We start from the raw sequence: 12,268 nt of genomic DNA on the forward strand, positions 1-12,268 counted from the left end.
CCCCTTGCCTCACCCTCCAAGGGGTGAGGCAAGCCTGTTTCGAGCTGCCACGCTCGTACCTCAACCCCGCCACTCTGGCGGGGCTTTTTTTGCCTGATGCCAAAGACGCGAATACGCCGTCAAACTCGCAACCCTTCGCAGGCGAACCCGTTCCCACCACCCCTTCTGGCCTTCAGATTTCCGTACAACCGCCGACAAGCTGTACATAGCTTCCCGCATGGCCGCTTGCCAGCCCTCGGGACATGATGCAACCTTGCCCTAGGCACCGCCGCATAGCTCGTGGCCCGCCGCGCCAACCGCCCTTTCAAGCGAGTCTTCGATGAAAAGCCAACCCGATGCCGCCAGCCGAGTGGCGGCCGAGGTCGTCACGCAGCTCCCCGTGCCTTCACGGCTCGGTATGCTGCGTTTCGAACGGCTCAACGAAGCCAGCTGGGCGATGCTCTATCTGGATCCTGCCTGCGAGCGCCAGTTCGGCCTGCCTGCCGCCGACCTCTGCGCCCTGATCGGCTCACCCTATGCCAGCCTCATGGAGCCAGAGGCGCGCTACAGGCTGCATGACGAGATCCAGCTGCAACTGGCACAGCGTAACCACTACCGGATCCGCTACACCCTGCACACCAGCGGCGCAGCCTTGCGCTTGCTGGAGATCGGCGAAGCCTACCGCCAGCACAACCGCCAGCTGTTGCGCGGCTATCTCATGGTGCTCGATGATCAGCAGGACCAGGAGCCAGAGCTTGGCGAGGACGATCTGGAGTCTCGCAACAGCCGTCTGCAACTGGCCTTGCAGCTCAACCAGCGCGCCCAGCAGGAGCAGCTGCTGCACCTTGAGCGTGTGCGCGCCCAGCAGGACCTTATCCTGCGCCTGGCCCGGCAGCGCTACAGCGCTGAAAACTCCTTGCAGGAGGCGGCCGAGCTGATCACCCGCAGTGCCTGCGAAATCTACAAGGTCGATTGCGCCAGCCTCTGGCATCTGCAGGATCAGCATCTGGAACCGATCAGTGCCTGGCACAGCCTGGATCAGCGTCACTACCTGCCCCAGCCCATCGATGCCAGCTGTTTCCCGGACTACCTCGATGCCCTGCACGCCAGCCGCGCCATCGATGCCCATAACGCCGGCCAGGACCCTCGCACCCGCGACATGGCCGAGACCCTGTACGCAGCGACCAACAATGCCATGCTCGACGCCAGCATTCGCGTCGATGGCCAGGTCGTTGGCGTGCTGTGCCTGGAACAGATCGGCAAGGCCCGTGCCTGGCAGGCCGACGAAATCGCCTTCGCCGGGGAACTGGCCGACCAGGTCGCCCAGGTGATCACCAACCACAATCGACGCACGGCGGCCAGTGCCCTGCACCTGTTCCAGCGGGCCGTGGAGCAGAGCGCCAGTGCCTTCTTGCTGGTCAACCGCGACGGCGTGGTGGAATACGTCAACCCAAGCTTCACCGCCATCACCCAGTACAGCACCGATGAAGTGCAGGGGCGCCATCTGGCAGAACTGCCTGCGCTGGAGAACCTGAGCGAGCTGCTGTTCCACTCGCCCTCGAGCCTGGCCATGGGCAACAGCTGGCAAGGCGAGTTCAAGAGCCGACGCAAGAGCCTGGAACCCTACTGGGGCCAGTTGTCGATTTCCAAGGTCTTTGGCGACAACCGCGAGCTGACGCACTACATCGGCATCTACGAAGACATCACCCAAAGCAAGCTGGCCCAACAGCGCATCGAACGCCTGGCCTACACGGACAACCTGACCAACCTGGGCAACCGTCCCTCGTTCATCCGCAACCTCGATGAGCGCTTCGAACACATCGGCGACCGGCCCCTGTGCCTGCTGCTGGTGGACATCGATAACTTCAAGCGGATCAACGACAGCCTCGGCCATCAGACCGGCGACAAGCTTCTGGTCAGCCTGGCCCGGCGCCTGCGCAATAGCTTGGGCAGCAGCGATATCCTGGCGCGTTTTGCCAGTAACGAATTCGCCGTGCTGCTCGACGATGCGAGCCTGGAGACCGGCCAGCAAGTGGCCCAGCAACTGCTGCACACCCTCGACAAACCCATGTTCGTCGACAACCAGCTGATCAACGTTACCGCCTCGGTGGGCCTGGCTTGTGCCCCCCTGCACGGCAGCGACCCGCAAAGCCTGATGAAGAACGCAGGCCTTGCCCTGCACAAGGCCAAAGCCAACGGCAAGCACCAGGTCCAGGTTTTCACCGAAGTGCTCAATGCCGAGGCCAGTTACAAGCTGTTCGTGGAGAACAACCTGCGCCGCGCCCTGACCCAGAACGAGCTGGAGGTGTTCTACCAGCCCAAGCTGTGCCTGCGCAGTGGCCGCCTGCTGGGCCTGGAGGCCCTGCTGCGCTGGAACCATCCCGAAAAAGGCATGATCCGCCCCGATCAGTTCATTAGCGTCGCCGAGGAAACCGGGCTGATCATCCCGATCGGTAAATGGGTCGTGCGCCAGGCTTGCCGCATGAGCCAGCACTTGAGCCAGGTCGGCCTAGGCGACCTGCACGTGGCCATCAATCTGTCGCCCAAGCAGTTCTCCGACCCGGAACTGGTGGCCTCGATCGACACCATCCTCAAGGAAGAAGCCCTGCCACCGCACCTGCTGGAGCTAGAACTGACCGAGGGCCTGCTGCTGGAAGCGACCGTCGATACCCACCGCCAGCTCGACGAGCTCAAGGCCCTCGGCTTGATCCTGGCCATGGACGACTTCGGCACCGGCTATTCATCGCTGAGCTACCTGAAGAAGTTTCCGATCGACATCATCAAGATCGACCGCAGCTTCATCAACGAGATCCCCGACAACCAGGACGATATGGAAATCACCTCGGCGGTGGTGGCGATGGCTCACAACCTCAAGCTCAAGGTGGTTGCCGAAGGCATCGAGACCGCCGAGCAGTTGGCTTTCCTGCGGCGGCATCGCTGCGATGTCGGCCAAGGCTACCTGTTCGACAAGCCGATTCCGGGGCGCGAGCTGGCCGAGCGGCTCAAGCGATATCCACGTGGCCCGGTGGCCTGACAGCGACGCCAAGCTCGGGCACTATAAGCCCCATTCGAGACATTTCACGGTGCGCCCACTTCCGTAGGCACGACGCTGCTGATGGGAGCGGGTTTACCCGCGAAGCGGTCAACACTCATCCACCTGACATACAGAGGAACGGCCATGGTCCTGCGTTCGGAAATCCTGGTGAACAAAAACGTCATGCCTACCGCGGAACAGGCGCTGCCTGGTCGCGACACCCCGATGCCCCTGCCCGAGTTCCACTACGTGTTCAAGGACACGCCGCTGCTGGGCCCCTTCTTCGAGGGCAGCATCGATTTCGCCATCTTCGGCCTGGGCTGCTTCTGGGGCGCCGAACGGCGTTTCTGGCAGCGCGAAGGCGTGGTCAGCACCGTGGTCGGCTATGCCGGCGGCTTCACCCCCAACCCGACCTACGAAGAAGTCTGCTCGGGCCTGACCGGCCACACCGAAGTGGTGCTGGTGGTGTTCGACAAGGACAAAGTGAGCTATCGCGAGCTGCTGGCGATGTTCTGGGAACTGCACAACCCGACCCAAGGCATGCGCCAGGGCAACGACATCGGCACCCAGTACCGCTCGGCCATCTACTGCACCAGCCCCGAGCAACTGGAACAGGCCAAGGCCAGCCGTGACGCCTTCCAGGCCGAGCTGACCAAGGCAGGTTTCGGCGAGATCACCACCGAGATCGACCAGGCACCGACCGTGTACTTCGCCGAGGCCTACCACCAGCAGTACCTGGCCAAGAACCCCGACGGTTACTGCGGCATCGCCGGCACCGGCGTCTGCCTGCCTCCCAGCTTGCAAGGCAAATGAGGTCTGGCCATGACGACCATGACCCTGTTCCACTCGCCGCTCTCGCCGTTCGTCCGTAAGGTAATGGTCGTGCTGCACGAGACCGGTCAGCTCGACCGCGTGACCTTGCAAGCCGTCAACGTCAGCCCTGTCAATGGCAATGACCAGCTCAACCAAGACAACCCGATCGGCAAAATCCCGGCGCTGCGCCTGGAAGACGGCACGGTATTGCACGACAGCCGGGTGATCTGCGAGTACCTCGACCTGCAGCACGTCGGCAACCCGCTGATCCCCCGCGAAGGCTCTGCCCGCTGGCGGCGCCTGACCCTGGCGTCCCAGGCCGATGCGATCATGGATGCAGCGGTCTCGACCCGTTACGAGACCTTCCTGCGCCCAGAAGACAAGCGCTGGGACGGCTGGGTCCAGGCCCAAGGCGAGAAGATCCGCCGCAGCCTGGCCAACCTGGAGCAGGCACACTTGGCGGAGCTCGCCTCGACCTTCGACATCGCCGCCATCGGCGTGGCCTGTGCACTGGGCTACCTGGACCTGCGCCAGCCGCAGTTCGGCTGGCGTGAGCAGCAGCCCGGCCTTGCCACGTGGTATGCCGACGTGACCAAGCGGCCGTCGATGGCTGCAACGGCTCCGGTGATCTGACGGACCTGTCCGCAGATGAACCCACGCCCACTAGGATCCAGCCCTGTGGGCGTGGGTTTTCCCGCGAAAGCCTCATCCCGGTGCCACTGAACAAGCATCCCGATCCGATAGGCCAACCACCGCCCCGCTTCCCGATCCTCTCTCATGCCGCCCTCCCCACCCGCGCCCAGTCCAGGCGACGGGTCAGCACCATGAACACGCCAAGCAGGCCAAAGCACAGCAGCGAGCCCATCAGCAGCGCATAGTCTTCGGCACTGAGCAGGCCGAAGAGCAGTCCATACAGCCCACTCAGCCCCGCCGCAAAGCCGATCCCCCGCCTCATGCTGCCCAGCACATGGCTCAGGTAGAAGCCAATCAGCAGCACGCACGCCGAGGCCGACAACCCATAGGCCAGGCCAAAGCCCAGGTGTTCGGCCAACGACAGCAGCAACAAATAGAACAAGGCCAGCGCCACCCCCACCAGCATGTACTGCATAGGGTGCACGCGAAGGTTCTTCAGTACCTCGAACAAGAAGAAACCCGCGAAGGTCAAGGCGATGAACAACAGCGCGTACTTGATCGCCCGCTCACTCTTGAGGTACTGGTCCACCGGGTCGACGAAACTCACGCCAAAGGCGCGCGCATTGAAATCCGTGCACTGACCCTGGCCGGTACATTGGCGCAGCGCATCCTCGAGGTTGGTGGCGAAGAACGAGGTCTGCCAATGGGCCTTGAAGCCTTGATCGTGTATTTCTCGACGGCTGGGCAGGTAATTGCCGACAAAGCTTGGGTGCGGCCAGTTGGCGCGCATGTCCACCCTGCTGCTGCGCCCCACCGGCACGACATGCAACTGGCCAGTCCCCTGCAAGGCCAGATCGAAGCCATAGGTGAACTCACGGGCCTGGCCATCCTCGAGCATCGGCAAGGCGACATGCACGCCCCCGCCCAGCCAATCCAGGCCAGTGCCGGGCTCGAACGGCAATCGCTGGTCATCCAACGTCAGTGCCAGGGCGTTCTCGATGCCGCGAATGTCACTGATGCCCACCACCAGATAGGGCCTGTCGAAGCGGTAGTCCTCCCAGTCCTTCTCGATACCCCAGCGCGCCGGGACCTTGAAACGTCCGCTCACCCTGCTCTTGGCGTGGAACAACCGGGCCTGGTAGATGCCCCGAGCGCGCAGTTCGGTATCGATATCGGTGTCTACGTGGAAGGTTTCAGGCAGGAAGAACAGTTGGCCATTGAGCATGATCGTCTGCTCGACGCTCTGGCCGTTCTTCTCGATCCAGCGCCGCTCATACTTGCGGTAGGGCACCACCAGCAGCGGGCCGCTGATCTGCTGGCTGAAGCTTGAGCTTTGGGCGATGTCCTGCAGCACGCTATCGCGCAAGGCCTGTCGTTCACCGATCAGGCCACCGATCATCAACAGCGGAATCAACAACAGCAGCATCAGCAGGGCAATCATGCCGAGCTTGAAACTCAAGGTTTTGGTCATGGGCTAGGGCTCCGTTTGCGATGGGCGCAGTGTGGAACCACTGCGTGGAGCCTTTGTGAAGTGCGTGTGGAGATTGGGTGGTGTTTTCAGCAACACCTGTGCTCGCGAAGGGGCTGCGCTGAAGACCGTCGGCTCAATTCACACGTCGCGCCGGCAACCACAACCGCACGCGCACCCCGCCCTCGACGTTCTCCACGGCCAACGCGCCGCCATGCAGCTGCATCACCTCCGCCACGAAGTTAAGCCCCAGCCCCGTGCTCTTGCGCCCGCTGCCTGGCCGTGGCAGTGAATAGAAGCGCTCGCTGACCCGCCCGATGGCGTAATCCGGGATCGGCTCGCCCTGGTTGAACACACTCAGCGCCACCCGCTCGCCGTCGCGTTCCAGCTCGAACAGCAACGCTCCGCCTGCCGGCGAGAAATCCAGCGCATTGTCCAGCAGGTTGGCCAGCGCCTGGCGCATCAGGAAAGGATCACACAGCAACCTCAGCTCCACCGGCACCCGCTGGCGAACCTGCAAGCTCGCGCCTTCAATGCGCGCCGCATGGCTCAACAGCAACTCATCGATCAGCGCCGCCAGGGCGACATACTGTTCGTCTTCCAATGCCTGCATCTGCTCGACCCTCGCCAGGTTGAGCAAGCGCTCGATCATCTGTTGCAAGCGCCCGCTCTCGCGCTCGATGTTGCTGGCAAAACGCATCCGCAGGTCTTGCGGCATATCGCCCTGAAGCAGCTCGGAGGCTCCACGGATCGCCGCCAGCGGGCTCTTGAGTTCATGGGTCAGGGTGTGCACGTAGCGCTCGACATAGGCCTTGCCTTCGAGCTGGGTCCGCATGCGCTCTACCGCTGTGGCCAACTGCCCCAACTCGCCCCCTTTGTAGTGGGGCAAGGCTGCGCGCTGGCCCTCGCTGACGGCCTGGGCATAGCGCGTCAGCCGACGCAGCGAGCGCGCCAGCCACCACGACAGCGCCGCCCCCACCAACAGGCCAAGGCCGATCAGGCCCAGGCCCAGATTCAGCAGCCGCTGCTCGGCGCGGTCGATGTAGGGTTGCAGCGAGCTGTTGGGCTTGGCCACCGTCACCACGCCGATGATCCGGCCCTGGTCGAGGATCGGCGCCGCCACGTGCATCACCGAGGTGGTTTCGTCAGCCGGATCGCTGCGCGTGGAGCGCGCGCCATACTGGCCGCGCAGGGTAAGGTAGACATCGTTCCAGCGAGAGTAGTCCTTGCCCACGTCCTGGCCGCTGGAGTCCAGCAGCACGGTCCCTTGGGCGTCGGTGACATAGATGCGGTGGCTGATCTGGTTCTTCGCCAGCCCCCAGATCTGCGCGCCTGGACGGCGCTCGCCGTAAGACGCCAATACCTGAGGCAGCCGGCTTTGGCTCAGAGTGCCGGCTTTGACGTCGTCATGGAGAATTTCCGCGAGCAGGTTGGCAGTGTCCACGAGGGTCTCCTCGGAGGACTGGCGCACGACCGGGCGGATCTGTTCGCGCACGGTGCTGAGCAGGAAGTAACCAGACAACCCGACGAACAGGAAATACACCAGGAAGATGCGGATGCCCAGGCGCATCAGGCGTGATCCGGGCTATAGCTGTAACCCAGGCCACGATGGGTCTGGATGGGCTCGGCATCGGCAGCGACCTGGCGCAGCTTGGCACGCAGGCTCTTGATATGACTGTCGATGGTACGTTCGTAGCCAGCATCGGAGGCTACACCCACCGCATCGAGCAGTTGCTCGCGGCTGAACACCCGCCGGGGTTGCTCCAGCAAACATTGCAACAGACGAAATTCATGACGGGTCAGGGCTAGCGGCTGGGCGTGGTAGCTGATCTGCATGCGCAAGGTGTCGAGCTGGAACACCGTGGCCTGGGCCGAAGCCTGGGCCTGGGGCACCAGGCGCTTGAGGATCGCCCTGACGCGCGCGGCCACTTCCCGCGGGCTGAACGGCTTGACCACGTAATCGTCGGCGCCGATTTCGAGCCCCACCACCCGGTCGATTTCGGCATCGCGGGCACTGAGGAACATCACCGGTACGTCGCTGAAACGGCGCAACTGCCGACAGGTTTCGAAACCGCTGATGTCAGGCAGGCCGATGTCGAGAATCACCAGGTCCGCAGGATGCAGACGCTGCTGCTCAAGGGCTGCGCTACCGAGCGTTACCCAGTCGGTGCTGTGGCCATCGGCCTGCAAGGCATAGACCAACGTATCGGCAATGGCGGATTCGTCTTCGACGATGAGAATGTGGGGCATGGCGTCCGGCCTTGCTTGGACAAATGCTGGACTTGTAGGTGATCAGCAGGCATCACGCAACCCCTGTGGGGGCATTGGGCCAAGTGCGGACCGCTTCATGGGTCACCCCGCGCCCACAGGGTTCATTGCCAGCCCAGTGGGAGCGGGTTCCCAACACCGGCAATGCCGGTGCATACGTCTGAACTAGCAGTCCGGCTTGCCGGCAGTGAACTTCTTGGCCGGGTTCACCGCCGCCTTGAACTCTTTCAGGGCCTTGGAGCCGATCAGCAGTGGGTAGTTGAAGTGGCTGCGGTCGACCAAGTTGACCTCCACCGTACGTTTGACGTCACCCAGGCACAGCTCCAAATCGATCACTGGACGCTTGGAGACTTCCGGGACGTCCCCTTCTTCGTCCTCGTCTACGCGGTTCTTGATCTTGCTGATGCGCGACAGCTCATGTTCGTAGACCTTGCCGTCGGCGTTCTTGGTCGCCAGACGGAAACGCACCCACTCATTGCCATCGCGGATGAACAGCTCGATGTCCTTGGCCGACAGCGAGGCGGTGTAGGCACCGGTGTCCATCTTGGCCTTGAGGGTTTCGCCAAGCTCCGGCAGGGCAATGTTCTCGTAACGGCCATACAGGGTTGGCTCGGCGGCCATGACCGGAAGGGCGAGGATCGACAGCAGGGCAAGCAGTGATTTCACAGGTTAGGCTTCCTTGAGGTGGGACAGCACTTAGACTACCCGGGCACGATAGGTTCGTTGTCAAAGCTTATCCAACACAATGTGAAACATTTGTCCCAGTAATTGGCCAATGCGCATTTGGCGAAGGCCGGTGCCCCACTTATCATTGCCAACCGTTTTTATCCCACAACAAGAGTCTCTTTATGCGTCGCCTGCTCACCGGCATCCTCACCACTGTCCTGCTGCTGCTCAACACCCTGGTGTTGATCTGCCCGCTGATGGTGTTCGCCCTGCTCAAACTGGTGCTGCCGGGGCGTGGCCGCGACTATGCCTCTTGGGCGGTGATGTGGATCGCCGAGACCTGGTCGGAAATCGACAAGGCGATCTTCGCCCTGTGCATCCCGACACGTTGGGACATCCGCGGCATCGAGAAGCTGCGCCAGGACACCTCCTACCTGTGCGTGAGCAACCACCAGAGCTGGGTGGACATCCCGGCCCTGATCGAGAGCCTCAACCGCCGGGTGCCGTTCTTCAAGTTCTTCCTCAAGAAAGAGCTGATCTGGGTTCCGCTGCTGGGCCTGGCCTGGTGGGCGCTGGACTACCCCTTCATGAAGCGCTACAGCAAGGCTTTCCTGGACAAGCACCCGGAGCTCAAGGGCAAGGACCTGGAGATCACCAAGGCAGCCTGCGAGCTGTTCAAGCGCCAACCGGTGACCGTGGTCAACTACCTCGAAGGCACGCGCTTCAGCGAGGCCAAACGTCAGGCCCAGCAATCGCCCTACCAGCATCTGCTCAAGCCCAAGGCAGGTGGCGTGGCGTTCGTACTGGCCGCGCTGGGCGAGCAGCTCGACGCCCTGCTGGACGTCACCATCGTCTATCCCGGCAACAGGGCGCCGGGGTTCTGGGACCTGCTCAGCGGCAACATCAGCCGGGTGATCATCGACATCCGCGTGCGTGAACTGGACCCGGCGCTGTGCGCGGGTGATTACGAGAACGATCCGGCATTCCGCCAGACCGTGCAGGCTTGGGTGAACCAGCTGTGGGTCGAAAAGGACCAGCGCATCGAGCAGTTGCGCGCCGAAATGCGCTAAGAGGTGCGTGGCCTGGGCGGCTCTTGCAGAAGAGCAAGCCCGCGCCTACCGTGGGCTGTACACAATAAGATGCCGATTAAAATCCAGATTTATAATCGACATTAGCAACTCTTTGTTTGTCTTCACCTACCCAGGTGGATAAAAATCGATCAACGCACAACTACAAAAATGCTTGGATCGATCGATGGCCAAACAACCTCGCCCCGCTGCCGAGGCAGCTCCCGCCCAACTTCGCCGCGTCCTCGGGCTGCCCGCCCTGGTGTTCTTCGGCCTGGTGTACATGGTCCCGTTGACCATCTTCACCACCTACGGAATCGTCACCGAGATCACCGGGGGCCGCACCGCTGGCGCCTATCTGGTGACCCTGCTGGCAATGCTGTTCACCGCCACGTCCTACAGTTTCATGGTCAAGCGCTTCCCGGTGGCAGGCTCGGCCTACTCCTACACCAACTTGGCGTTCGGCCCCAACGTGGGCTTCCTGGCCGGCTGGTCGCTGCTGCTCGACTACCTGTTCATCCCGATGATCAATTACCTGCTCATCGGCCTGTTCTTGAACATCGCCTTCCCGGCCATTCCGGCCTGGACCATCGTCCTGGCCTCGATCGCCCTGGTGACCGTGCTCAACGTGGTCGGCATCCATTCGGTGGCCAAGGCCAGCAACTTGATCGTCGGCGCGCAGATCGTCTTCATCGGGGTGTTCGTGGCCTTGTCCTACCAGTCGCTGGCAGGCCAGCCGGTTGACCTGCTCTCGCCGCTGCTGGGCGATGGCAGCCAGCCAGGCTTCGGTCACCTGATGGCCGGTGCAGCAGTGCTGTGCCTATCGTTCCTGGGCTTCGATGCGGTCTCGACGCTGGCCGAGGAAACCCGTGACGCCCGCCGCGACGTACCCCGCGCAATCATCCTCACCACCCTTGGCGCCGGCCTGCTGTTCACCCTGCTGGCCTATATCAGCCAACTGGTGCTGCCAGGCAGCACGTTCGCCAATGCCGATGCCGCGGCCAACGAAGTGATGTTCAAGGCTGGCGGCCAGTTCCTGGCCAACTTCTTCACCGCAGCCTTCGTCGCCGGCAGCCTGGGTTCGGCCCTAGCGTCCCAGGCGGCGGTGTCGCGCATTCTCTACACCATGGGCCGCGACAAGGTGCTGCCACAGCGCACCTTCGGCCAGCTGTCGCCGCGCTTCGGCACCCCGGTGTTCGCCATCGTGCTGGTGTCGGCATTCTCGCTGCTGGCCCTGGTGATCGACCTGGCCACGTTGGCATCGCTGATCAGCTTCGGCGCCCTGGTGGCGTTCTCGGCCGTCAACCTGGCAGTGGTGCGCACCCACCTGATCAACGAGCGTACCCACCGCAACCTCAAGGGCCTGGCGTGCTATGGCGTGGTGCCGCTGGTCGGTCTGGGCCTGACCCTGTGGCTGTGGACCAGCCTGTCGGCGCTGACCTTGGTGATCGGCCTGTGCTGGTTCGCCCTGGGCCTGGCTTATCTGGCAGTGCTCACCTCCGGCTTCCGCCGCCCGATGCGCCTGGTGGATTTCTCCGAAGCGGCCTGATGCGCCACTGCCCTTTGGGGGAGCGGATCTTACCGGCGACAAGGTGGTGAATCGGCCGTCGTATTCGCGGGTAAACCCGCTCCCATAGGGCCGACGGTGACCTTATGGGAGCGGGTTCATCCACGAAGCAAACGCCTCGGTAGAGGGCACGGGCTCAGCCCGTGTACACCCATGAAGAAAGCTCAAACAGACGGAACGGCCGCTGGCGCCGCAGGGGTCATCCACAGGCTTCCCAGATTCTGCAACAGCGACCCGGCAAGGCCCTGCTGGCCCAGGTACTGAAGGATCAGCGGGGCAAACTGGCCGATCATGTTCGTATCCATGCCCAGCAACCTGAAGGCGTTATCCAGGTCGCTGCGGTTCTCGACGTTGCCCAACGCATTGCTCAAAGGCGATGGGCTCTCGCTGCTCTTGCCGAGCAACTCACCCAGACCGCTCAGCCCACCCAGGGCGTTGGCACCGGAAAGCAGGTCCAGGCCGGGCACAGCCTGGGTCAGCTGGCCATAGTCGGCCTCGCTCAGGTTGTTGCGCGCCAGCCCCAGCATCGCACCGGCGCCGCCAATGGCCTGTTCAGGGGTGATCTTCAGCTCGCTACCCAAGGTATTGAGCAGGTTGGCCTGGCCCGCTGGAGCCTGTACCTGACCCTGTTGAGTTGAATTCTGGTTCTGCATCGCCGACACGGCATTGGCCGCATCGCTCAAATTGAAGGCGAACACCGGGCTTGCGGCCAGGGTCATCAGGGTTGCCAGGGTGAATGCTTTCATCGGGAGGGACCTCGTCGGCCGGGATGG

At 62.9% G+C, this 12,268-nt stretch carries 10 protein-coding genes; 5 read left to right on the top strand and 5 right to left on the bottom strand.

Features of this window, described 5'->3' with window-relative positions:
- Positions 1-319: 319 nt before the first annotated feature.
- The 3 genes from BLS27_RS19095 to BLS27_RS19105 all read left to right on the top strand — a co-directional run bounded on the left by BLS27_RS19095 (position 320) and on the right by BLS27_RS19105 (position 4,459).
- A complete protein-coding gene (locus tag BLS27_RS19095) occupies positions 320-3,013 on the top strand; it encodes an EAL domain-containing protein (RefSeq protein WP_043212606.1) in 2,694 nt (897 codons plus the stop codon).
- A 144-nt stretch (positions 3,014-3,157) separates the two neighbouring features.
- Entirely contained in the window at positions 3,158-3,826 is a 669-nt protein-coding gene (gene msrA, locus BLS27_RS19100) for a peptide-methionine (S)-S-oxide reductase MsrA (RefSeq protein WP_043212604.1), read from the top strand.
- A 9-nt stretch (positions 3,827-3,835) separates the two neighbouring features.
- On the top strand, positions 3,836-4,459 hold the full coding sequence (locus tag BLS27_RS19105; protein ID WP_090346306.1) for a glutathione S-transferase: 624 nt from the start codon (positions 3,836-3,838) through the stop codon (positions 4,457-4,459).
- 142 nt (positions 4,460-4,601) lie between these two features.
- On the opposite strand, the gene creD is transcribed toward BLS27_RS19105, so the two are convergent.
- The 4 genes from creD to rloA2 all read right to left on the bottom strand — a co-directional run bounded on the left by creD (position 4,602) and on the right by rloA2 (position 8,861).
- The gene (gene creD / locus BLS27_RS19110) at positions 4,602-5,930 is read right to left on the bottom strand and encodes a cell envelope integrity protein CreD (RefSeq protein ID WP_090346309.1); all 1,329 of its coding nucleotides are present in this window, start codon (positions 5,928-5,930) and stop codon (positions 4,602-4,604) included.
- Between the two features lie 133 nt (positions 5,931-6,063).
- Complete coding sequence (gene creC / locus BLS27_RS19115; protein WP_090346312.1) at positions 6,064-7,497, bottom strand: two-component system sensor histidine kinase CreC; 1,434 nt, start codon at positions 7,495-7,497, stop codon at positions 6,064-6,066.
- On the bottom strand, positions 7,497-8,177 hold the full coding sequence (gene creB / locus BLS27_RS19120; protein WP_090346315.1) for a two-component system response regulator CreB: 681 nt from the start codon (positions 8,175-8,177) through the stop codon (positions 7,497-7,499). The genes creC and creB overlap by 1 nt, the downstream gene beginning before the upstream one ends.
- 183 nt (positions 8,178-8,360) lie before the next feature.
- Complete coding sequence (gene rloA2 / locus BLS27_RS19125) at positions 8,361-8,861, bottom strand: retropepsin-like aspartic peptidase RloA2 (protein ID WP_090346319.1); 501 nt, start codon at positions 8,859-8,861, stop codon at positions 8,361-8,363.
- Between the two features lie 182 nt (positions 8,862-9,043).
- Between rloA2 and BLS27_RS19130 the strand changes: the two genes are divergently transcribed.
- Entirely contained in the window at positions 9,044-9,931 is an 888-nt protein-coding gene (locus BLS27_RS19130) for an acyltransferase (RefSeq protein ID WP_043212591.1), read from the top strand.
- Between the two features lie 184 nt (positions 9,932-10,115).
- On the top strand, positions 10,116-11,477 hold the full coding sequence (locus BLS27_RS19135) for an APC family permease (RefSeq protein ID WP_090346322.1): 1,362 nt from the start codon (positions 10,116-10,118) through the stop codon (positions 11,475-11,477).
- A gap of 182 nt (positions 11,478-11,659) precedes the next feature.
- Here the strand turns inward: BLS27_RS19135 and BLS27_RS19140 are convergent, their stop codons facing one another.
- Positions 11,660-12,241: a DUF2780 domain-containing protein gene (locus BLS27_RS19140; RefSeq protein WP_043211124.1), complete on the bottom strand. Its 582-nt coding sequence runs from the start codon at positions 12,239-12,241 to the stop codon at positions 11,660-11,662.
- Positions 12,242-12,268 lie beyond the last annotated feature (27 nt).

Origin of the sequence: Pseudomonas guariconensis (assembly GCF_900102675.1) — a bacterium.
Classification (GTDB): Bacteria; Pseudomonadota; Gammaproteobacteria; order Pseudomonadales; family Pseudomonadaceae; genus Aquipseudomonas; species Aquipseudomonas guariconensis.

Bases quoted from the DNA above. Each gene is read 5' to 3' on its own strand.
- BLS27_RS19095 (WP_043212606.1), top strand. From the start codon at position 320: ATGAAAAGCCAACCCGATGCCGCCAGCCGAGTGGCGGCCGAGGTCGTC.
- msrA (WP_043212604.1), top strand. From the start codon at position 3,158: ATGGTCCTGCGTTCGGAAATCCTGGTGAACAAAAACGTCATGCCTACC.
- BLS27_RS19105 (WP_090346306.1), top strand. From the start codon at position 3,836: ATGACGACCATGACCCTGTTCCACTCGCCGCTCTCGCCGTTCGTCCGT.
- creD (WP_090346309.1), bottom strand. From the start codon at position 5,930: ATGACCAAAACCTTGAGTTTCAAGCTCGGCATGATTGCCCTGCTGATG.
- creC (WP_090346312.1), bottom strand. From the start codon at position 7,497: ATGCGCCTGGGCATCCGCATCTTCCTGGTGTATTTCCTGTTCGTCGGG.
- creB (WP_090346315.1), bottom strand. From the start codon at position 8,177: ATGCCCCACATTCTCATCGTCGAAGACGAATCCGCCATTGCCGATACG.
- BLS27_RS19130 (WP_043212591.1), top strand. From the start codon at position 9,044: ATGCGTCGCCTGCTCACCGGCATCCTCACCACTGTCCTGCTGCTGCTC.
- BLS27_RS19135 (WP_090346322.1), top strand. From the start codon at position 10,116: ATGGCCAAACAACCTCGCCCCGCTGCCGAGGCAGCTCCCGCCCAACTT.
- BLS27_RS19140 (WP_043211124.1), bottom strand. From the start codon at position 12,241: ATGAAAGCATTCACCCTGGCAACCCTGATGACCCTGGCCGCAAGCCCG.